This window comes from Eubacteriaceae bacterium Marseille-Q4139, from assembly GCA_018223415.1.
Lineage (GTDB): Bacteria > Bacillota > Clostridia > Lachnospirales > Lachnospiraceae > CABSIM01.
Genome location: JAGTTQ010000001.1, coordinates 2,814,619 through 2,834,364, shown reverse-complemented (window position 1 = coordinate 2,834,364; position 19,746 = coordinate 2,814,619). Strand labels below are relative to the sequence as shown.

Here is a 19,746-nt window from a genome sequence, read left to right as displayed (position 1 = left end):
CCCGGCCCGTAAGTAACGGCGATGGCCGTCATTTCTTCCAGCGTCATCTTCGCCTCGTCCAAAGCCGCCTGGATCACCTGGTTAATTTTTTCAATATGCTTTCTCGATGCAATTTCCGGCACCACGCCGCCGTACAGCGTGTGAAGGGCAATCTGGGAGGAAATCACGTTGGAGAGCACCTCCCGCCCGTTTTTCACCACTGCCGCTGCCGTCTCGTCGCAGGAGCTTTCAATCGCAAGGATATAAACGTCTTCTTCTGTTTTGTTTTGCAGCATGTTCCTTCCTCTTTTCTATTCCCGGCCGGTTATTCCTCGTCGAAGCCAAGCTCCAGCGACCAGCCGTCCCTGGCTGTCCGGATCCGCGGGAAAATGCCGCGGATTTCCTCGAGATACTCCTCCGGCCGCATGAGTGACGGACTGTAATGGGTCAGCCACATCTCCCTGGGCGCCGCCTCGCGGCCAAGCTTTGCCGCCTCCTGGAACGTCATGTGCTTGTATTCCCTGGCCTTTGCCGCCTTCTCCTTTTCCCCGTACATGCCCTCGCAGATGAACAGATCATTGTCCTTTGCATACTCGGCGATGACCGGGACAGGCCTTGTGTCCGTGGAATACGTGACGGAAAGCCCGCGCCTTGCGGCCCCAAGCACCATATCGGGCGTCAGAAGCCGTCCCTCATGCTCGATGGTCTCGCCCTTTTGCAGGCGGTTCCAGAATCTCTGGGGGATGTCCTGGGCCTTCGCCCGCTCCACGTCGAACCGGCCTTTCCGCGGTATGGAGATCCGGTAGCCGTAGCATGTGACATTGTGGTTCACGCGGAAGGCGTCCACCACATACGGGCCGGCCGTAAAAGTTTCCCTAGGCTCCGTAAGTTCCTTAAATTTCAGTTCAAAGGGCAGCTCCGGCGCGATCATCCGCAGGGCGCCGACGACCCGCTCTAACCCTCTCGGGCCCACCAAAAGCACCGGCTCCGTCCGCTCCGCGTTTCCCATGGTTAAAAGGAAGCCGGGCAGGCCGCTGATATGGTCTGCGTGATAATGGGTAAAGCAGATGATGTCCACAGGCTTCGGGCTCCATCCCTTTTCCTTTAAAGCAACCTGGGTACCTTCGCCGCAGTCGATCAAAAGATTGCTGCCGTCACAGCGTGCCATCATCGAGGTCAGCCACCGGTACGGCAGCGGCTGCATGCCGCCGGTCCCAAGCAAACAAATATCCAGCATGTAAATTCCTCATTTCTTCTTTCCCGGCACGTTTCCAGCCGCCGGGATTTTTGCCGGAGGGCAGACCCCTTCGGCCGAGACCGTTTTCCAGACGGTCTCCTGCATCATAACACAAACCGGCGCGCAAACGCAAGAGAAGGCGGCGCAAAAATGAAATTTCCGCGCCGCCCCTTTTTTAACCATTTTCACTTTTAAAGAAGTTCCGTCTGTTCTTCCGTGTCCACCGGAATCCGGAACTGGCTGACAAGCTCATCATAGCACGCCTCGCAGAGGTCGAAATGATGGACTTCTCCGTCCTTTTCCGAAAAATAATCCCACGCATAGTCGATCATGGCCGCGCCTTCCCGGACAATCCCTTCTTTTACAACAATCTTTTTTCCGCACATGTTGCAGACGACGGTCTCAAGCCGCCCGTTCTTTCCGTACTTTCTCATGCTATCCTCACCTTTCCGCATCCTTTGCTCTGATTCCGGCCCGCCTGCCGGGTACCCCTACATTATAGCGGAAAAATCGTCGGATTTAAGTGGTAATTCTTTCATGCCGGACGACGCCACATGATGAACGCGTCCTCGTCGGGATCGTGGTAATAGTTCTTCCTGACGGCCTCTTTTCTGAAACCATAGGATTTATAAAGGTTTATGGCCGCCAGGTTCCCCGCGCGCACCTCGAGGGTCATGTCGTGCACCTGCTTTTCCTCAGCAGATTTTACCATCTGTTCCATCATTTTTCTCGAATATCCCCGGCCGCGGCATTCGGGGCGGACGGCAATCCGCATCAGCTCCCCCTCGCCGGCCAGGAACCGGAGATTGATATAGCCGGCCGCCGTGCCGTCATCCAGCCTGAGAACCCAGGTCTCGTCAAACGCGCTTTCAAAGAGCGCCGAAAGAAGCCCCTCCGACCAGGGATCGGAAAAGCACTCCTGTTCTATGGAAACCAACTCCGGGATATCGTCAGGAACCAGTTTTTTTAAATGCACCGTCATCTGCCATGACCTCTCTTTCAAACCCAAACGGGACGTCCTGCGCCCCGCCCCTTCGATCAATCGAACATGGCAGTATTGTACCAGATTTGCGGCCCATTGTACAGAAATACTTTTTTCCGGCGCATCTTGCCAAAAATACCGGAATCCGCTATACTGGAGACACAATAACTATCATTGTTAGTTTGCGATTGAAAACCTGAAAACACACAAAGGGGGAATTTTTATGGAAGTGAGCGGAGCCATGCTCCGGGACGGCATCATAAACGCCGCCAATCTGATTTCTTCAAGACGGATGGAACTAAACCGCATCAACGTGTTTCCCGTGCCGGACAGCGACACCGGCTCCAACATGGCCGTGACCCTTGGAGCCGCCAAAGGACAGCTTCTCCGCCTTCCCGAAAGCTGTACGGTAAAAGAGGTAGCTCTGACAGCAGCAGCCGCCATGTTAAGAGGCTCCCGCGGGAATTCCGGAGCAATCTTATCTCTCATTTTCCGCGGCCTTGCAAAAGAGCTGGCAGACAGGGAAACAGCTTCCCCCGCCGATCTTGTGCGCGGGTTGGCATGCGGGGCAGCGCTCGCCTACCGCGCCGTCGCGCAGCCGGCCGAAGGGACAATCCTCACGGCCTGCCGGGAAAGCGCCGCCGATGCCGCGCGTCTTCTGAAACGGTCGCCGGACGCCGGGCTTTTAGAGGTTTGGGACTGCCTTCAGGCTTCTGCCGCCGTTTCCCTAAAAAACTCCACAAGGCGGTTAAGCGCCCTTAAGGAGACAGGCGTCGTCGACGCCGGTGCGAAGGGCTACTGCCTGCTTATCGAGGGACTTGGACATGTTTTTTCCGGAAAGGGTATCCTGAAGGATGACTGGGATGAAGCGGACGGCGCCGGCGCATTCGTTTTTATGGAAAAGAATACGGAGAGCGCCAGGGCGGCCGAGGGAATCATCACCTACCGGATCACCTTCACATCGGAAAACAGGCTGGGCTCCAGGACGCCGGAGTCCATGGAAAAAGCGTTAAAGGCCTTTGGAGAGCAGGTTGTCGTTATGGATACCGGCGCTTCGCTCCGCTGTCAGGTCTTTTCAGATCAGCCGCGGGAAGTGTTATCCTTCTGCCTTTCGGAAACGCCGCTTCTTGACTTTCTCGCCGTCTCCCACGGTGCGTACCGGAAGGTCTGTTTTCAGGGGCCGGACGAAGCATGGGCCAGGGAAAGCGAAGGCCAGAATCGAACGCTCAGTCAGTCTGAAAATACCCGTCCGCGCTTCTGCACTGAATTTTCTGTCCTTAAGGACGCCGCGGACGCCGGGCTTTCTGAGCACCTGAAAAAAACCCTGACCGCCTCGGGCGACAGCGCCGTCATTGCCGAGGGCGTGGACCTTATCAAATGCCATATCCACACGGAGGCGCCGCTTTCTCTCATCCCCTTTTCCCTTGCGGGCGGGTACCTGACGGAAATCAAGGCAGAACGGCTCCCATGATAAAAGAAACGAGCCGGGGAAACTGCGCTCCCCGGCTCAAATGTCCTGTTCTCTTATGCAAGCATGCTTTCTTTTTTCTCAAGGATGGCTTCTGCTGCCGCACAGGCCGGGCAGTCGCAGTAGCGCGCGCCGTCTGCCTTGATTGCCTTTGCATGGGCTGCCACTTCTTTTGCCTTTTCCGCACCGAAAAGCTGGCTCCCTGCTTCCGACTCCGCAAAGCTTATGAGCATGTCCACCGGCATGATGTCGCCCTCCAGCTCGGCAATGTAGGCCTTCGTCGCCTCTGCCTCTTTCTCCGTTCCAATGGCATCCAGCCATGCCTGTCCGGCTTCCTTTGCCTCTTTGCTGCATGTGGCCGAACCGATCATTTCCTTCGTCTTTTCCGCTACAAATTCCAGAACTTCCTTATTCACAGCAAAACCTCCTCTTTTTAAAGAATAATTTATACTTCTTCTCCGTCCTCATCATCCTGAATGGCACCGAAGCAGCTCGAGACCGTACCAACGGTCACAGCCGCCACAATCAGGACAAGAAGGATGATGAAGCCGAAAAATATCATGATAAAGCTGAGATCCATCGCAGCCGCCACCACCTTTCTTTTCCATTTATCCCTGCTCTGCCGCTCTCTCGCGTTCTTCCCGTTCCCGTTCTGCCTGGGATTTTCTTAAGTAGTCCGGCATGTGCTCCGCGGCGCTCTCCGTCTTTCCCTGCTCAAAATATCTGCACCCGAGGGCTGCCACGGAGGCGCCCCGCTGACGGTTTGTATTGGCCGGTGCAAAGGAAAACGGCACGGTCAGCTTCTCCTCGATCTGCTTCCTGTACACGGGGACGCCGTCGCCCAAAAAGATGACGCGCTCTCCCATGGCGTTCAGTTTTTCGATCAGCTCGCCCATATCCATGGCCTCCTGATCCGACACAACGGCAAACTCGTCCTCAAACCGGTAAAGCCCTGTGTAAACCTGGTTCCGCTTCGCATCCATGATCGGGCAGATGAGCCCCGGCACGCCGAACAGGTTGTAGGCCGTGGCCTCTAACGTCGGAACATGGATGAGCGGCTTTTTCAGCGCAAATCCAAGCCCCTTGGCCGTCGCCGAGCCGATCCGAAGCCCTGTAAAGGAGCCGGGGCCGCCGGAAACGGCTATCGCGTCCAGGCTGTCTAAAGAAATCCCAAGCATTTTCACCAGCTCGTCGATCATCGGAAGCAGGGTCTGCGAATGGGTCTTTTTAAAATTGACGGTATATTCCCCCATGGTTACGCCGTCCTCCACGATGGCCACCGATGCCACAAGGGACGAGCTTTCAATTCCCAGAATCCGCATGTCATCTTCCCTCCACTGTGATCTTCCTGTAATCGAACCCCTTTTCAAGCTCCTTTTCGATTGTCACGGACACCGCCGTCTCCGGCAGGATCTCTGAAATCAGACCGGCCCATTCAATCAGGGTCACGCCGTCGCCATAGAAGCAGTCCTCGTAGCCCACCTCTTCCATCTCTTCCACGTCGCCGATCCGGTACACGTCGAAGTGGTAAAAGGGCAGACGGCCGCCGTCGTACTGCTGGACAATCGTAAAGGTCGGGCTGTTCACCGGCTCCGTAATCCCCAGGCCGGCCGCAAACCCCTGGGTGAACACGGTTTTCCCCACGCCGAGATCCCCGTTTAAACAGAACACATCCCCCGGCTTTGCCTGTTCCCCGAGCTTCTTTCCCAATGCATAAGTATCCCCAGGTTCAAAGCTTTCTATTATCATGCCTTAAGTCCTTTCGTTTTCTTTTCCGGAAGGTTTTTCTTTAAGAGGGCAAGAAGCTCCTCTTCACGTCCCTCAACAGCCGCATTCGGCAGCAGGTACGCATGGCTCGGCCCCACCTTTAAAATAAACATGGACGGGATCCGCGCCGCCTTCCAGACCTGGCTCCAGAGGATTTCCCCCTCGACGCCGGCCTGCTCTACCGCAATCTTCTCATCGGTCAAAGTCAGGTTCACCGGCGTGGAAAATCCGTGCATCTCCGCCTGCTTTTTTGATTTAAAATGCAGCATCGCCGGCTGGATCACCGTAAAAATCAGCATGCAGAACGCTAAAAGCACTTTCTGGTACACATCCGTGGAGCCCCAGGTCACGATTAACAGCACCAGGGCTGCAAACGTGCATATCACGTTGAACAGCCCCATGGCGCCGCTGTACGAATTGTACATGGAAAAGTCAAACAAATCCTTTGCCGTCATTTTAACACTGAACTTCATTCCTCACCTCTGCCTACTGCTCCGGCTCCAGAACGCTCTTGATCCGGTTCATACAGTCCTCGATGACGCTGCGGGCAGACGCCACGTTGATGCGCTCAAAGCCTCTTCCGGCCTCGCCGAAGATATAGCCCTCGTCGAGAGCCACCTTGGCCTTGTGCATCAGCTCCTCTAACTTCTCGGCGTCGCCGTGGACATACTCGTTGAAGTCAATCCAGGCCAGATACGTTCCTTCCGTCGGGACGAGATGGGCCTTCGGCATGTGCTCCTTTAAGAAACTGTCGATATAGTTTAAGTTGCCCTCGATGTATTCATTCACCTGATCCAGCCACTCGTCGCCCTCTGTGTAAGCTGCAATCATAGCCGTAAGCCCTAACGTGGAAGCGCCGCCCATGGAAAGCTTGTCGTCAAGCAGCTCCTTCCAGCGCTTCTGGAGCTCCTTGTTGCGGATCACGATGTTGGAGGTCTTCATGCCTGCCAGGTTGAAGGTCTTGCTGGGAGCCGTGCAGACGGCGATATGGTCGGAGTATTCCGGGCATACCTTGAGGATCGGATGATGGACGACGCCCTTTCTTAAGAGGTCGCAGTGGATCTCGTCGCAGATGATCCATTTGTCATATTTTTTGCAGATTTCCACGACTTTTTTGATCTCTTCCTCGCTCCAGACGCGTCCCGTCGGGTTGTGGGGGCTGCAGAACACGAGTACCTTGTTGGCCGGATCTGCCATCTTTTTCTCCAGGTCTTCGTAGTCCATCCGGTAGGTGCCGTTCTCATAGATTAACGGATTGTCCACGATCACACGGTTGTTGCTCTTGGCCTTCATGGTGAATGGGTAGTAGATCGGCCTCTGGATCACGACGCCGTCTCCCTCTTCTGTTAAAAGGTTTAAAAGAACTGCATACGCCGAAACGATGCCCGGGCAGAAGAACAGGTTCTCTTCGCTCTCTTCCCAGCCGTAGCGTCTCTTGAACCACTGAACCACCGTCCCGCGGCATTCTTCGGTGTCATAGACCGTGTAGCCGAAAATTTTCCTGTCGATACGCTCGTGGAGCGCACGGATAATCGGCTCAGCGCACGGAAAATCCATGTCTGCAACCCAGAGGGCCAGGGAATCTGCCGGAGCCCCTTTGGGAAGGCGCTCCACCTTGGATGCAAAGGTTCCGCTTCTGTCTACGATTTCGTCAAAATTGTACTTCATGTCTTACCCCTCCATTTATTTTTTAATTTTCATTGAAAGCGAGATCCGTTTTTTCACCGTGTCCGCCTGGAGCACCTTCACGTCCACGATGTCGCCGACGCTGACGGCCTCTAAGGGATGGCGGATGAATTTTTCCGACATTTCGGAAATATGTACCAGCCCGTCCTGGTGGACACCGATGTCCACGAAGGCCCCGAAGTCGATGACGTTTCGGACCGTGCCCTTTAAAATCATGCCGGGCTTTAAGTCCTTCATCTCCAGGACATCCGTCCTTAAAATCGGCTTCGGCATCTCCTCTCTCGGGTCCCTGGCCGGCTTTTCAAGCTCCGATACGATGTCCCGGAGCGTCAGCTCGCCGATTCCCAGTTCGTCTGCCATTTTCTTATAATTCGGAATTTTCTTTCCAAGCCCTGAAAGGCCGCCTTTTTTCATTTCCTCCGGCTGATATCCCAGGCGCTTTAAGAGTTCTGCGGCCGCCCCGTAGCTTTCCGGGTGGACGGACGTGGCATCCAGAGGATTCTCACCATCAGAAATCCGCATGAAGCCGGCGCACTGTTCGAAGGCCTTCGGCCCCAGTTTCGATACTTTTAAAAGCTGTTTCCTGCTTGTAAACGCTCCGTTTTCCTCCCGGTACGCGACAATATTTTTGGCAATGGCCTTTGTGATTCCGGAAATATATTCCAGCAAAGACGCCGATGCCGTGTTTAAGTCGACGCCCACCTTGTTTACACAGTCCTCCACCACATTTCCCAGTGCCTCGCTTAAGTGCTTCTGGTTCATGTCGTGCTGGTACTGGCCGACGCCGATGGATTTCGGATCAATTTTTACAAGCTCCGCCAGAGGATCCTGAAGGCGCCTTGCAATGGAGACGGCGCTTCTCTGGCCCACGTCAAACTTCGGGAATTCCTCCGTTGCCAGCTTGCTGGCCGAGTAGACGGAGGCGCCTGCCTCGTTTACGATGATGTAGCGGACATGCTCCGGGATTTCCTTTATAAATTCCGCGATGATCTGCTCCGACTCCCTGGAAGCCGTCCCGTTTCCGACGGAAATTAAGGTAATATGGTATTTTTCAATTAAGTCCTTTAAGACTTTCTTTGCTTCCGCCACCCTGTTCTGGGGCGCCGTCGGGTAGATCACCACCGTATCGAGCACCTTTCCCGTGGCGTCCACGACGGCTAACTTGCAGCCGGTACGGAAGGCGGGATCCCAGCCGAGAACCACCTGTCCGGTGATCGGGGGCTGCATGAGAAGCTGTTCTAAGTTTTTCCCGAATACATGGATGGCGCCGTCCTCCGCCTTCTCCGTCATGTCGTTTCGGATTTCCCGCTCGATGGCCGGGGCGATCAGGCGGCGGTAGCTGTCCTCGATGACTTCCTTTAAGACCGGGGACGTGACGGGGTTCTCCCGGACGATCACCTGCTTTTCCAGATATCTTAAGATCTTTTCCTCCGGCGCCAGAATCTTTACCGTAAGGAACTTTTCCTTTTCCCCGCGGTTTAAGGCGAGGACGCGGTGGCCGGCACATTTTTTCACCGGCTCCTCATGATGGTAATACATTTCATAAACCGATTCGGCCTTTTCATCCCTGGCCTCGGAACTGATAAGCCCCTCGGCGGCCGTCGTCTTCCGGATATAGGCCCGGTATTTTGCATTCTCAGAAATCCGCTCCGCCAGGATATCCATGGCACCGGAAATGGCTTCTTCTGCTGTTTTTACGCCTTTTTCTTCGGAAAGATAGGCCGCTGCCGCCGCGGGAAGCGGCTCACTTAAAAGCTGGAGGGCAATCGTATCGGCCAGGGGTTCCAGCCCCTTTTCCTTTGCGATTCCGGCCCGCGTCTTCCTCTTAGGACGGTAGGGGAGATAGAGGTCTTCCACGGCCACTAACGTCCTGGCTTCCTCGATCTGCTTTTTTAACTCCGGCGTCAGCTTTCCCTGTTCCTCAATCGTAGAAAGCACCTGGGTTTTCCGCTCCTCGAGGCCTCTCAAATATTTTAACCGCTCATCCAGGTTCCTCAGCACCTCATCGTTTAAGGCGCCGGTCATTTCCTTCCGGTACCTGGCGATAAACGGGATCGTGTTTCCCTCGTCAATCAGTTTTACTGCTGCTTCTGCCTGGCTCCGGGCGATGCCCAGTTCCTGCTGAAGTTCATTCAAAATATCCATATATCTGCTCCTTCATTCCTTCGCCGGGCGTCCGGCGTTCCATTATTCATTATAATTCAAAGGGGGGCGATATGCAACTTAAATATGGACAAGGCCCCCTGTTCGTGTTAAAATGAGGATACGGTTCTGCCACTTTCGGCAGGCCGTCAGAAAATACTTTTGAACTTATGCTATCTGGCTCGCAGGAGGACTGGAATTATGGCAGATATGGATAGAAACGAATATAACGGCGGCATGGAAAACATGCCGGAGACAGACGGCAGTAAAAGGCCGGAGACTGGCACGGACAGACAGGAAGACGGCTGGACGTCTTATGAAAGCGGACAGGGTTCTCAGGAAGCCGGGCACAGCCAGGAATCCTGGCAGCAGGCACCGGATCCCTTCGGACAGGCGTCAGGCCCCAAAGAGCAGAACAGCCAGGGGCAGTATGGCACACCCGGACAAAACGGCCCGTATGACCCCTATGGGCAGCAAAATCAGGGCGGATACCAGAACCCCGGAGGCGGAAACATGCCCGGCGGCCAGTACGGCCCCTACGATCCCTATGGGCAGAATCCGGGCGGCCCCGGACAGCACGCCCCTTACGGCCAGCAAAATCCCGGCGGGTACCAGAATCCCGGCGGCGGAAACATGCCCGGCGGTCAGTATGACCCCTACGGACAGCAAAACCAGAACGGCGGATACGGCGCCCCGGGACAGAACGGCGCTTATGACCCATATGGACAGCAAAATCACGGCGGATATTACGGCGGCCCCGGCCAGTATGACCCCTACGGGCAGCAAAACCAGAGCGGCTATTACGGCGCACCCGGGCAAAACGGCCCTTATGATCCGTACGGCCAGCCGCATCCCGGCGGATACCAGAATCCCGGAAACGGGAACATGCCGGGCGGTCAGCCGCGCCAGCAAAAGCCGAAGAACAACTTTGCCACAGGCTCTCTGGCCTGCGGGATTCTCGGCCTTTTGACCCTCTGCTGCTGCGCCTTCCCTCTCGCCATTATCCTGGGCGTCGGCGCCGTCAGCTTTGCCGTGATCTCGAAAAAGGGACAGCCTTTCTCCGGCACGGCCATCGCAGGCATCGTCCTCGGCATCATCTGCATCCTTTTAGGCATCGGCGAGTTCCTCTACGTCCTGGCTTTTACGAGCTTCATGAATGACCCGGAAAACGCCGCCATGTTCAACGAAATCTACGAGCAGATGGAACAGCAGCTCCAGCAGATGCAGTAGCATAAAAATATAAGTACCCCGGCCATGTTTTTCACGTTGGAAGCACGGCCGGGGTTTTTCATACCTTCGGCAGAAGCGCCAGAAGGTCAATCCCGAAGAATATCAGAAGCACATTTTTTATGATAAAGTTGACGGCAGTGAGAATGGCCGCCGCATACACATATTTATTGTCAAAAGACGGCCGGTACCGTTCCTTTCCCGTCCGCCGGTAAAGGAAATATGACCAGGCGAACCACAGCGCCAAAAGCGCACAGAAAAGCACCAGCGGGTGATACAGAAAGCTCACAAGCGGCCGCCCCAAAAGCAGCGCCTTGACGGCCCGCGTCCCGCCGCAGCCGGGACAGTAGAGGCCGGTGAACAGGTGGAACAAGCAGGGGATCTCCCCGTTCCGCCACAGGATAAAAATTTCTCTTACCACACTCATAGTTCTGCCGTGATGTGCTGGCGCAGGCCGCCGACCGCCTCGGCCGCAGCCCGGAATTTCTCACCGCTCATCTTCTCTGTGAGGACGGCAAATTCGTCCATACCCTCCAGGGAAATCCATTTCACCTTCCCGAAGGCGTTCTCCACGATCTCCTTCTTCTCCTGGCGCTTCCCTTCAAATCGCACAAAGTATCTCCGCTCCAGAAGGTCAGCCGGAAGGATTTCCTGCTTTTCTTCGCACCAGCCAGGCGACAGCCGGCTGTTTTTCCGAATCGCCGCATGGATCATGTCGGCCGCCACGGCGCTTGCCGTCGGGAGCTTCCCGGCGCCGCTGCCGTAAAACATGGACACGCCGAGCATATTCCCTGTCACCATGATCCCGTTGTAGACGCCGCTCACGGAATACAGCGGATTCTGGGCCCCAACCATCACCGGCGCCACCTCGGCATAGAGCTTCCCGTCTTTTTTGCGGCTGATGCCAAGGAGCTTAATCGAAGTGCCGAGCCTGGCCGCATAGCTGAAATCCAGGTCGGTGATGTCTGTGATCCCTCTTGTCGGGATGTCCTCGTAGCTGGTTTCTTTCCTTGTGGAGACGGCCGTCAGGATTGCAAGCTTCCTGCATGTGTCATAGCCCTCCACATCGGCCTTTGGATCCCGCTCCGCGTAGCCCAGCTCCTGAGCCGTCCGCAGGGCGTCATCAAACGTCCAGCCCTCCTCGTACATCTTGGACAGGATATAGTTGGTGGTGCCGTTCATGATGCCGGAAATTTCCAGGATGTCTTCGCCGGCCAGGCTGTCGTTCAACGTCCTAATAATCGGGATCCCGCCGCCGACGCTGGCCTCGAACAGGAAGTTTACGCCCTTTTCCCCGGCAAGCCTTAAAAGCTCTGTCCCGTGGGCCGCCACCAGCGCTTTGTTGGACGTCACCACATGTTTTCCCTTTAAGAGGCACCGCTTTACAAACTCATAGGCCGGCGTCGTCCCGCCCATGGTTTCTACGACTATGGAGACCTCCGGGTCGTTCTCGATCACGGAAAGGTCTTTCACTGCCGCTTCCTCCGCCGGTGTCCCGGAAAGGTCCCGCAGATCGAGCACATATTTGATCTCGATGGGCTCTCCCGCCTTCTTTTCTATCTGTTCACGATTTTCCCGGAGCACCTCAAAAACCCCGGAGCCAATCGTGCCGTATCCCATGATTGCTGCTTTCATTACTTTTCCACTCCTAAAATCCTGATGTCATAAATTCCCGTCAGTTCTTCGATCTCTTCCATCATCCTCGCCACGTTCCCCGTATCCGGCAGGACTTCGACGCTCAAAGTCACCGTCGCCACGCCGTTGACCGGGATCGTCTGGTGGATCGTCAGGATGTTGGCCCGGTAGGTGGCTACCACATGGAGAAGATCCGACAAAAGCCCTGGCTCGTCATTCATCTGCGTCACCAGGGTCACGGTCTTCCCTTTGGTATTGTCGGAAAGAGGAAGAATGTCGTCCTTATATTTGTAAAAGGAGCTGCGGCTTAGGCCCACCCGCTCCGTGGCCTCCTGAACAGTCATGGAGCGGTCCGAATCCAGGAGCCGTTTCGCTTCCACGACCTTCTGGAGTACCTCCGGCAGCGCCCTCTCATTTACCACGTAATATCTCTTTTTTGCTTCCATCTTTAAAAAGCCCCTTCTGCCGCACAAGACTGTACGGCATGTTCGTCTCACAAATACATTTGTCTTTACTCGGAAGATATTAGCATAATTGTATAAAAAAATCAAGTATTTTCCCCCATACAATCCGAAAGCAGACGTCCATGGCGGAGATTTTCCTCAGGAATTGCAGGAATTTTCACCGGTGGAAATTTCTTCCTCCGGCTGTTTTGCGGAATTGACATTCTGCGCCGCAGTCTTTAAACTGGTAAGTAACGAGTTCCATTAAAAAGGAGGGTTCATACCATGACAAAGCTCACCATCGTACAGCTCCAGACCCGCGTTTACAGCGACAAGATGAAAAATATTGAAATGCTGATCCCAAAGCTCTGGCAGGCCAAAGAGGAGAAGGCCGACATCGTCTGCCTGCCGGAGATGTTCGTCTGCCCTTATGAGACGCCGAATTTCCCGGCCTACGCCGAAAAAGAAGGCGGCCCCGTCTGGGCCGCTCTCTCCGATGCCGCAAAAAAATTCCGGATTTATCTTTCCGCCGGTTCCGTGCCGGAGCTGGGGGACGACGGGCGCGTCTACAACACGGCCTATGTCTTTGACCGGGAGGGACGCCAGATCGCCAAGCACCGGAAGGTCCATCTCTTCGATATCGACGTAAAGGGCGGCCAGTGCTTTAAAGAATCCGACACCTTATCGCCGGGAAATTCCGCCACGGTCTTTGATACGGAATTTGGGAAAATCGGCCTCTGCATCTGCTATGATTTCCGATTCCCGGAGTTAGCCAGGCGCATGGTTTTAGAGGGCGCAAAAATCATCCTCGTCCCGGCCGCCTTCAACATGACAACCGGGCCGGCCCACTGGGAAGTCCTGTTCCGCTCCCGTGCCATCGACAACCAGGTCTTTACCTTCGGCACGGCGCCGGCCAGGGACAGGAGCGCCTCCTACCATTCCTGGGGCCATTCCATCGCCGTCTCGCCCTGGGGCACGGTTTTGAACCAGCTCGGCGCTTCCGAACAGCTCCAGACTACGGTCATCGACCTGGATGAAGTGGATTCCGTCAGAGAACAGCTTCCGCTTCTTGCTACGCGGATGGAAAATCTGTAAGAAATTCCGGCCTTCCCGAAAAAGCAGGGAGGCCGGATTTTTTTACGGCATCATGACGGCTTCTTTCTTTAAATCAGTCTTTCCAGCACGGCCGCCAGGTTTCGGATATCCAAAGGCTTTGCCACATGGGCATCCATGCCGCAGTCCAGGCATTTTTTCACGTCCTCGGCAAAAGCATCGGCCGTCATGGCGATGATCGGAAGGCCGGAGTCCGGCCGGTTCGATGTCCGGATCGCCCTTGTGGCCTCGTAGCCGTCCATGACAGGCATCCGGATATCCATCAGGACAGCCGCGTAGTATCCCGGCTCAGAAGCCTCAAACTTTTCCACGCAGCGCTTCCCGTTTTCGGCCCAGTCCAGAAGGAACCCGCAGTCTGTGAGAAGCTCATTCGCAATCTCCCAGTTGAGCTCGTTGTCCTCGGCAATCAGGAGCCGTTTCCCCTGAATATTCGCGGCCGTCTCCGCCTCTTCCATGACCTCTGCGGCCTGCACCTCTTTGTTAAAAAGCGGGAGAATTACGGCAGAAAGCGCCGACCGGAACAGGGGCTTCCTGATAAAGCCGTCTGCGCCGGCTTCCTTCGCCTTTGCCTCGGCCCCGCTCCAGCCGCAGGCAGAAACCAGGAGAACCGGCACGGCGCTTCCCATCAGGCTGCGGATTTCCTTCACCATTTCAGTCCCGTCAGGCTCCATCAGGTTCCAGCCCAGAAGGATGACGTCATAGCTCCGTCCTTCTTCGCGGCTTCTCTCCACCATCCCGATGGCTTCCCGTCCATCCGCCGTCCAGTCCGTCTTTGCTCCCATGGAGGCCAAAAGCTCTGCGGCGGACTGGCAGACACGGCTGTCGCCATCGGCAAACAGCACGAGTTTCCCGTCGAGCTCCTGCTCGCTGGCCCCGTCCGCTGCTGCCTTCAAATCCAGCGCCACATGGAACTCGCTGCCCTTGTTCTGCTCGCTTTTTACCTCAATGGTGCCGCCCATCTGGTCAATGATGTATTTTGTAATGGCCATGCCGAGGCCGGTTCCCTCTGTCCGATGCACACGCTTATTGTCTTCCCTTGCAAAGGATTCAAAGATTTTCTTCTGGAATTCCGGCGACATGCCGATTCCTGTATCTTTCACATAAAAGTGGATGCGGACATATTCGTCTCCAGACGGGGACGGCTCCTGCCTTACGGCCATTTCGATCCGGCCGCCCTCCGCTGTAAATTTGACGGCATTGGAAAGCAGGTTTAAAAGAACCTGGTTTAAACGCACACTGTCGCAGACTACATGCTCTGTCCTGATATGTTCCGGGACAATGTCAAAGTTCAGCTCTTTTGCCTCGACCTGCGGCTGGATGATCCCCACGAGGCCATCCATGATTTCACGCAGGGAAATTACTTCCGCATTCAGGGACAGCCGCCCGCTCTCAATCTTTGCCATGTCCAGCACATCGTTGATGAGCCCAAGAAGATGGCGGCTGGAAAGCTCAATTTTCCGAAGGCAGTCCTTTACCTGTGCCATGTTGTCCAGATGTGCCTCTGCGATGGCCGTCATGCCGACAATGGCATTCATCGGCGTCCGGATATCATGGCTCATGTTGGAGAGGAACTCGCTCTTTGCACGGTTGGCCCGCTCCGCCTCCTTCATGGCGCGCCTTAAGTCCTTCATCTGCTGCCTTGTCATGCCGTAATAGGAGAAAAACACAAAGAGAAGCGCCAGAAGAATCAGTCCGCAGCCTCTCAGGATCGCCGCGACCCGGTGCACGCCAAGCTCGTTCACCGTCTCGTCCAGAGGGCCGTATGGCATGATGGAAACCAGATACCATTCCGAATACGGAAGCGGCGTACAGTAAACATGGTACCGCTCTTCTTCAATATTTAAAAGCGACGAGAAATTCTCGCCTTTTTGGAAAGCACTCTCCATAGCGTTCATGCCTTCTTCAGCCGTCATGTCCAGAAATTCGGTTTCTTCGAGAATCCATTGGAAATATGTCTCCTCAGCCACGTCCGCGTTCCGGAGAACAAAAGAACCATCCTTACGGATGATATGAGAGAAGGACAGCGCCTTCGCAGAGCTCAGGGACATGGTCTGGTTGAGTCCCTTCATGGGAACGCCTGCCACAATCCCCAGGCTTTCCTTCCCTTCTGCCATGGGATAGGACGCAGGGATGCCAAAAACCAGAAGCGTATCCCCGTTCCCGGTCATCCATGCGGCTACCTTGTTTTCTCCGGCGCTTAATGCCTCTGTAAACGGGCCGCCGTTGATAATCTCCAGTGGCTCCCCATAAACCGTTTCCAGCGTCCCGTCCCTGGAATAGAGGCCCAGATATGTGAATTCCCGCACACGGGCGCTTACTGACAGGTCATGGGCCATCTCTTCCCCATAGCTTTCCGCCTTCTCCGGCGGCGTCCGCAGCAGAATCCCCTCCATCTGGCTGAACCGCAGTTCGACGATGGAACGGAAGTGGAGCTGCATCTGCCGGTTTACCTCCGACATGTAAATCTCCCCGACCTGTTCCATGGTCTCCTCGCTCTCCTTCGACATATATCTCGTGATCCAGACAAATACGCCGATGCAGAGCACAAGAATGCCGATCATGCTGGCCCACAGAAACCGTATGGTCTTTTTGTCCTTTTTTCCCGATTTTTCATATGCGGAAGTCCTTTCGCTCATTCCTCTTCCGGAAGCCTTTGCTGTCCGTTGCTTTGCTATCTTACCACAAAATCCGCCGTATGGGAAGCGGGGGAAGAGAAAGGATTTCCGCCTTTTTATACAATGCAAAGCGCCGGGAGTTTACACGTCTGTAAGCTCCCGGCGCCCCTGGTGCAGATGTATGATTAAAGGAGACGGATTTCGTCGATCACACCTGTCTCCTGGAAGATCTCCCACTGGCCGATGTTGACCGCGTGATCCCCGATCTTTTCCAGATATTTGGCCGCCATCAGCGCATCCACGCAGCCGTCGGCGTCCATCGTGCCGCTCTTTAAATGGCCGATCACATCCCGCTTTACCTGGTTGAAATACTCGTCGATCTCATCATCCCCGTCAACCACCTCTTTTGCCAGCTCCATGTTCCTGTTCACAAAAGAGTCGGTGGCCTTATGGACGAAAATCTTCGTGTCGCGGATCATGTCCGCAAAACATCCCGAATAGCCGGAAAGCGGTGCAAAATTCATGCGGACGAAAAGCTCTGCCATGTCGGAGAGGTGGTTTCCGATCCGCTCCATGTCCGTGGCGATCTTCATGGCCGCCGACACGGTCCTTAAATCCCTGGCTACCGGCTGCTGCCTCGTAAAGAGATTCAGGCATTTGGCCTCGATGTTCCGCTGCATATCCTCGATATCCCTGTCGTGGCGCACGAATTTTTTCATGGTCTCGCCGTCCTTTTTCTCCAGGGCCTCAAAAAGATTGTCGTAGCCGTTTTCCACCCAGTCTGCCATCTGGAGCACATCAAGACGCAGCTCCTTTAATTCCTGTTCAAATACTGTTCTCGGTGACATTTGCTCCCTCCCTATCAGCCAAACCGGCCTGTAATATAGTCTTCCGTCCTCTTGTCTTTGGGACTTCCGAAGATGTTCATGGTATCGTCGGCCTCTACTAACTCTCCTAAAAGGAAGAAGGCCGTCACATCCGATACCCTGGCCGCCTGCTGCATATTGTGGGTAACGACGACCACCGTGTACTGGCTTTTCAGGTCGTTCATCAGATCCTCGATTTTCAAAGTAGAAATGGGATCCAAAGCCGATGTGGGCTCATCCATCAAGAGCACCTCCGGCTCCACGGCCAGAGCTCTCGCAATGCAGAGCCTCTGCTGCTGTCCGCCGGAAAGCCCCAGGGCAGGGCTTTTTAGCCGGTCCTTCACCTCGTCAAAAATAGCGGCTCCCTTCAGGGCATTTTCCACGATTTCATCGAGCTTCGCCTTGTTCTTGATCCCGTGGATCCTCGGGCCGTAGGCGATGTTATCGTAGATGCTCATAGGGAACGGGTTCGGCTGCTGGAACACCATGCCCACTTTTTTGCGAAGGAGCGTGGTATCCACGCCGGCGTCGTAGATGTTTTCCCCGTCTAACAAAATCTGTCCGTCAATGCGGACGCCGTCCACCAGGTCGTTCATGCGGTTTAAGCACTTTAAAAACGTGGATTTCCCGCAGCCGGACGGGCCGATGAGCGCTGTCACGGCATTTTCCCGGACTTCTATATTCACATTTTTCAGGGCATGGTTTTCCCCGTAGTACAGGTTCAGCCCTTTCACGTCAATTTTCTTTTCCAGCATATCGTTCCTCTTCCAAAATTATTTCCGGTTCTCCACATTGAATCTTCCCGCCAGGTATTTTGCCAGGAAATTCATCACCAGCACGAGAACCAGAAGCACGCAGGCAATTCCAAACGCCACGTCATATTTTCCCTTTGCCATCTGGAGATACAGCTCAATGGTCATGGTGCCGCCCGGTTCAAAGAGCTTCCGCACGAGTCCCATGCCGCCCTTCGGCAGATCGTATCCGCTGCCGGCCGTAAATAAGAGGGCTGCCGACTCGCCGACGGTGCGGCCGATGGCTAAAATCACGCCTGTCAAGATTCCCGGCATGGCACTCGGCAGGATGATCGTCCGGATCATGTACCATTTCGTGGCACCGATGCCGAGGGCGCCGCTGCGGTAGCTGTCCGGCACGGTCTTTAAAGCCTCCTGGGTATTCCTTGCGATGAGCGGCAGCACCATGATCGTTAAGGTCAGGGCGCCGGTCAGCATGGAATATTTAAGTTTTAACACCTCGCCGAAGAACACGCTTCCGAACAGGCCGAAAATGATGGACGGGATTCCCGTCAGGGTTTCAATGGTAAATTCAATCAGGGAAACGAATTTCCCAGGCTTTGCATACTCGCTTAAGTAAATGGCGCCGCCGATTCCGATGGGCGTCACCACGAGAAGCGTGAGAATGACGATGTATAAGGTGTTTACGATGTTTCCCGCGATTCCCACGGTGCCCTTGGATGCGCTCTGCACATTCGTAAGGAACTCCCAGTTTACCTGGCTGATGCCGCGGAAAAAGACGTAGCCGATGATCCCCACCAGGATCGCCACAGCGATGAAGGCCGACAGATAGATGACGGCCGTCAGGATGTCATCGGAAATCCGTCTTTTCCTGTTCATGATGCTGACCCGCTCCATCTATGCGTCCTCCTTTCCTTTGAGGATCTTCGTAAGTCCGATGTTGATGCACATGATAAACACGAAGAGCACGAGGCCGATGGTAAATAGTACCTGCCTGTGAAGCCCTGCCGCGTAGCCCATCTCGCTGACGATGGCTGTCGTTAAGAAGCGGACGGAGTTAAAGGGAAGCGGGATATTGACAGAGCTTCCCGAAACAAGCGTAATCGCCATGGCCTCGCCGATGGCACGGCCCGTTCCTAAAACGACGGCTGCAATGATGCCGGATCTGGCCGACGGGAGCACTACCTTGAAAATCGTCTGGATTTTCGAGGCCCCCATGGCATAGGAGGCCGCCCTCTGCTGTTTCGGCACGGCATGGAGGGCCGAGGCGCTCACGTTGATGACCGTCGGCAGGATCATGATCGCAAGGACAATCACCGCCGACAAAAGGTTGGCGCCGCCGGTATATTGGTGGGTCGTGGAACCTGCAAAAACCAGACGCTCCAACTTATACATGAGCGGGTTTAAGAGGTAGATGCCGAGAAGCCCGTAGATTACCGACGGGATTCCCGCTAAAAGTTCCACGGCCGGCTTCACGATAGCCGCCATCTTCTTTCCCGCGATTTCCTCGATGAATACCGCGGTGAACACGCCGATGGGCGCTCCGATCACGACGGCTGCCGATGTTCCCAGGATGGAGGTCAGGATGACGTAAAGGATTCCGAAGGACGGCTCCTTTGCCGTTGGCTTCCACACGGTTCCGAAAAGGAGATCCGTGATCCCCACCTCAAAGAGGGCCGGCGTACCGTTTAAGAACATGTAGACGGTGATGGAGAGAACCGCCATCACCGCAAAGAATGCACATACTGTAAAGATGAACTGTGCCGCATGTTCCACAAGAGCTTTCTTTCTTGCATCTGCTTTTATGGAAAAGGTCTGTTTTTCCGTCATGTTA

21 protein-coding genes (1 of these 21 only partly in view) are annotated in these 19,746 nt (G+C 55.1%); 3 read left to right on the top strand and 18 right to left on the bottom strand.

Annotated elements, in window-relative coordinates; genetic code table 11:
- The 4 genes from tsaD to rimI form a co-directional block, all read right to left on the bottom strand.
- Positions 1-275, bottom strand: partial view of a tRNA (adenosine(37)-N6)-threonylcarbamoyltransferase complex transferase subunit TsaD gene (gene tsaD, locus KE531_13395; GenBank protein ID MBR9954592.1) — the 5' end (the start) only. The gene continues 763 nt to the left of window position 1, outside the view; 275 of the gene's 1,038 nt are visible here — the first part of the coding sequence; the start codon lies at positions 273-275; its stop codon lies beyond the left edge, outside the window.
- Positions 276-304: 29 nt separating this feature from the next.
- Positions 305-1,216 carry a ribonuclease Z gene (locus KE531_13390; GenBank protein MBR9954591.1) on the bottom strand — a complete coding sequence of 304 codons (912 nt, stop codon included), beginning with the start codon at positions 1,214-1,216 and terminating at the stop codon, positions 305-307.
- 191 nt (positions 1,217-1,407) lie between these two features.
- Positions 1,408-1,650: a hypothetical protein gene (locus KE531_13385; protein MBR9954590.1), complete on the bottom strand. Its 243-nt coding sequence runs from the start codon at positions 1,648-1,650 to the stop codon at positions 1,408-1,410.
- Positions 1,651-1,751: 101 nt separating this feature from the next.
- Positions 1,752-2,198 (bottom strand): ribosomal protein S18-alanine N-acetyltransferase, encoded by a 447-nt coding sequence (gene rimI / locus KE531_13380; protein ID MBR9954589.1) that lies wholly within the window; start codon positions 2,196-2,198, stop codon positions 1,752-1,754.
- Positions 2,199-2,421: 223 nt separating this feature from the next.
- On the opposite strand from rimI, the gene KE531_13375 reads away from it, so the two are divergent.
- The gene (locus KE531_13375; GenBank protein MBR9954588.1) at positions 2,422-3,669 is read left to right on the top strand and encodes a DAK2 domain-containing protein; all 1,248 of its coding nucleotides are present in this window, start codon (positions 2,422-2,424) and stop codon (positions 3,667-3,669) included.
- Between the two features lie 53 nt (positions 3,670-3,722).
- Here the strand turns inward: KE531_13375 and KE531_13370 are convergent, their stop codons facing one another.
- The 6 genes from KE531_13370 to KE531_13345 all read right to left on the bottom strand — a co-directional run bounded on the left by KE531_13370 (position 3,723) and on the right by KE531_13345 (position 9,264).
- Positions 3,723-4,082: a molecular chaperone Hsp90 gene (locus KE531_13370; GenBank protein MBR9954587.1), complete on the bottom strand. Its 360-nt coding sequence runs from the start codon at positions 4,080-4,082 to the stop codon at positions 3,723-3,725.
- Between the two features lie 192 nt (positions 4,083-4,274).
- Positions 4,275-4,988: a tRNA (adenosine(37)-N6)-threonylcarbamoyltransferase complex dimerization subunit type 1 TsaB gene (gene tsaB, locus KE531_13365; protein ID MBR9954586.1), complete on the bottom strand. Its 714-nt coding sequence runs from the start codon at positions 4,986-4,988 to the stop codon at positions 4,275-4,277.
- Position 4,989: 1 nt separating this feature from the next.
- Complete coding sequence (gene tsaE, locus KE531_13360) at positions 4,990-5,415, bottom strand: tRNA (adenosine(37)-N6)-threonylcarbamoyltransferase complex ATPase subunit type 1 TsaE (protein ID MBR9954585.1); 426 nt, start codon at positions 5,413-5,415, stop codon at positions 4,990-4,992.
- Positions 5,412-5,906 (bottom strand): YcxB family protein, encoded by a 495-nt coding sequence (locus tag KE531_13355; protein ID MBR9954584.1) that lies wholly within the window; start codon positions 5,904-5,906, stop codon positions 5,412-5,414. Before KE531_13355 ends, tsaE begins: the two co-directional genes overlap by 4 nt.
- A 13-nt stretch (positions 5,907-5,919) precedes the next feature.
- On the bottom strand, positions 5,920-7,101 hold the full coding sequence (locus KE531_13350; GenBank protein ID MBR9954583.1) for a pyridoxal phosphate-dependent aminotransferase: 1,182 nt from the start codon (positions 7,099-7,101) through the stop codon (positions 5,920-5,922).
- Positions 7,102-7,116: 15 nt separating this feature from the next.
- On the bottom strand, positions 7,117-9,264 hold the full coding sequence (locus tag KE531_13345; GenBank protein MBR9954582.1) for an RNA-binding transcriptional accessory protein: 2,148 nt from the start codon (positions 9,262-9,264) through the stop codon (positions 7,117-7,119).
- A 198-nt stretch (positions 9,265-9,462) separates the two neighbouring features.
- Between KE531_13345 and KE531_13340 the strand changes: the two genes are divergently transcribed.
- Positions 9,463-10,491 carry a hypothetical protein gene (locus KE531_13340; GenBank protein ID MBR9954581.1) on the top strand — a complete coding sequence of 343 codons (1,029 nt, stop codon included), beginning with the start codon at positions 9,463-9,465 and terminating at the stop codon, positions 10,489-10,491.
- A 58-nt stretch (positions 10,492-10,549) separates the two neighbouring features.
- On the opposite strand, the gene KE531_13335 is transcribed toward KE531_13340, so the two are convergent.
- The 3 genes from KE531_13335 to KE531_13325 are packed head-to-tail and all read right to left on the bottom strand — an operon-like array spanning position 10,550 to position 12,569.
- Positions 10,550-10,915, bottom strand: coding sequence for a DUF2752 domain-containing protein (locus tag KE531_13335; protein MBR9954580.1), 366 nt, complete (start codon positions 10,913-10,915; stop codon positions 10,550-10,552).
- Entirely contained in the window at positions 10,912-12,123 is a 1,212-nt protein-coding gene (locus tag KE531_13330; GenBank protein MBR9954579.1) for a homoserine dehydrogenase, read from the bottom strand. The genes KE531_13335 and KE531_13330 overlap by 4 nt, the downstream gene beginning before the upstream one ends.
- The gene (locus tag KE531_13325) at positions 12,123-12,569 is read right to left on the bottom strand and encodes an ACT domain-containing protein (protein MBR9954578.1); all 447 of its coding nucleotides are present in this window, start codon (positions 12,567-12,569) and stop codon (positions 12,123-12,125) included. Before KE531_13325 ends, KE531_13330 begins: the two co-directional genes overlap by 1 nt.
- Positions 12,570-12,851: 282 nt before the next feature.
- Between KE531_13325 and KE531_13320 the strand changes: the two genes are divergently transcribed.
- Positions 12,852-13,661 (top strand): carbon-nitrogen hydrolase family protein, encoded by an 810-nt coding sequence (locus KE531_13320; protein MBR9954577.1) that lies wholly within the window; start codon positions 12,852-12,854, stop codon positions 13,659-13,661.
- 68 nt (positions 13,662-13,729) lie between these two features.
- Here the strand turns inward: KE531_13320 and KE531_13315 are convergent, their stop codons facing one another.
- The 5 genes from KE531_13315 to pstC all read right to left on the bottom strand — a co-directional run bounded on the left by KE531_13315 (position 13,730) and on the right by pstC (position 19,742).
- Positions 13,730-16,315 (bottom strand): response regulator, encoded by a 2,586-nt coding sequence (locus tag KE531_13315; protein ID MBR9954576.1) that lies wholly within the window; start codon positions 16,313-16,315, stop codon positions 13,730-13,732.
- 164 nt (positions 16,316-16,479) lie between these two features.
- Positions 16,480-17,142: a phosphate signaling complex protein PhoU gene (gene phoU / locus KE531_13310; GenBank protein ID MBR9954575.1), complete on the bottom strand. Its 663-nt coding sequence runs from the start codon at positions 17,140-17,142 to the stop codon at positions 16,480-16,482.
- 14 nt (positions 17,143-17,156) lie between these two features.
- On the bottom strand, positions 17,157-17,915 hold the full coding sequence (gene pstB, locus KE531_13305; protein ID MBR9954574.1) for a phosphate ABC transporter ATP-binding protein: 759 nt from the start codon (positions 17,913-17,915) through the stop codon (positions 17,157-17,159).
- An 18-nt stretch (positions 17,916-17,933) separates the two neighbouring features.
- Positions 17,934-18,809, bottom strand: coding sequence for a phosphate ABC transporter permease PstA (gene pstA / locus KE531_13300; protein MBR9954573.1), 876 nt, complete (start codon positions 18,807-18,809; stop codon positions 17,934-17,936).
- On the bottom strand, positions 18,810-19,742 hold the full coding sequence (pstC, locus tag KE531_13295) for a phosphate ABC transporter permease subunit PstC (protein ID MBR9954572.1): 933 nt from the start codon (positions 19,740-19,742) through the stop codon (positions 18,810-18,812). It abuts the gene before it with no gap.
- Between the last annotated feature and the right edge of the window lie 4 nt (positions 19,743-19,746).

What these genes read in the sequence shown, in the direction of transcription:
- KE531_13390 (MBR9954591.1), bottom strand. Translation starts at nt 1,216, where the DNA reads ATGCTGGATATTTGTTTGCTTGGGACCGGCGGCATGCAGCCGCTGCCG.
- KE531_13385 (MBR9954590.1), bottom strand. Translation starts at nt 1,650, where the DNA reads ATGAGAAAGTACGGAAAGAACGGGCGGCTTGAGACCGTCGTCTGCAAC.
- rimI (MBR9954589.1), bottom strand. Translation starts at nt 2,198, where the DNA reads ATGACGGTGCATTTAAAAAAACTGGTTCCTGACGATATCCCGGAGTTG.
- KE531_13375 (MBR9954588.1), top strand. Translation starts at nt 2,422, where the DNA reads ATGGAAGTGAGCGGAGCCATGCTCCGGGACGGCATCATAAACGCCGCC.
- tsaB (MBR9954586.1), bottom strand. Translation starts at nt 4,988, where the DNA reads ATGCGGATTCTGGGAATTGAAAGCTCGTCCCTTGTGGCATCGGTGGCC.
- tsaE (MBR9954585.1), bottom strand. Translation starts at nt 5,415, where the DNA reads ATGATAATAGAAAGCTTTGAACCTGGGGATACTTATGCATTGGGAAAG.
- KE531_13355 (MBR9954584.1), bottom strand. Translation starts at nt 5,906, where the DNA reads ATGAAGTTCAGTGTTAAAATGACGGCAAAGGATTTGTTTGACTTTTCC.
- KE531_13350 (MBR9954583.1), bottom strand. Translation starts at nt 7,101, where the DNA reads ATGAAGTACAATTTTGACGAAATCGTAGACAGAAGCGGAACCTTTGCA.
- KE531_13345 (MBR9954582.1), bottom strand. Translation starts at nt 9,264, where the DNA reads ATGGATATTTTGAATGAACTTCAGCAGGAACTGGGCATCGCCCGGAGC.
- KE531_13340 (MBR9954581.1), top strand. Translation starts at nt 9,463, where the DNA reads ATGGCAGATATGGATAGAAACGAATATAACGGCGGCATGGAAAACATG.
- KE531_13335 (MBR9954580.1), bottom strand. Translation starts at nt 10,915, where the DNA reads ATGAGTGTGGTAAGAGAAATTTTTATCCTGTGGCGGAACGGGGAGATC.
- KE531_13330 (MBR9954579.1), bottom strand. Translation starts at nt 12,123, where the DNA reads ATGAAAGCAGCAATCATGGGATACGGCACGATTGGCTCCGGGGTTTTT.
- KE531_13325 (MBR9954578.1), bottom strand. Translation starts at nt 12,569, where the DNA reads ATGGAAGCAAAAAAGAGATATTACGTGGTAAATGAGAGGGCGCTGCCG.
- KE531_13320 (MBR9954577.1), top strand. Translation starts at nt 12,852, where the DNA reads ATGACAAAGCTCACCATCGTACAGCTCCAGACCCGCGTTTACAGCGAC.
- KE531_13315 (MBR9954576.1), bottom strand. Translation starts at nt 16,315, where the DNA reads ATGAGCGAAAGGACTTCCGCATATGAAAAATCGGGAAAAAAGGACAAA.
- phoU (MBR9954575.1), bottom strand. Translation starts at nt 17,142, where the DNA reads ATGTCACCGAGAACAGTATTTGAACAGGAATTAAAGGAGCTGCGTCTT.
- pstB (MBR9954574.1), bottom strand. Translation starts at nt 17,915, where the DNA reads ATGCTGGAAAAGAAAATTGACGTGAAAGGGCTGAACCTGTACTACGGG.
- pstA (MBR9954573.1), bottom strand. Translation starts at nt 18,809, where the DNA reads ATGGAGCGGGTCAGCATCATGAACAGGAAAAGACGGATTTCCGATGAC.
- pstC (MBR9954572.1), bottom strand. Translation starts at nt 19,742, where the DNA reads ATGACGGAAAAACAGACCTTTTCCATAAAAGCAGATGCAAGAAAGAAA.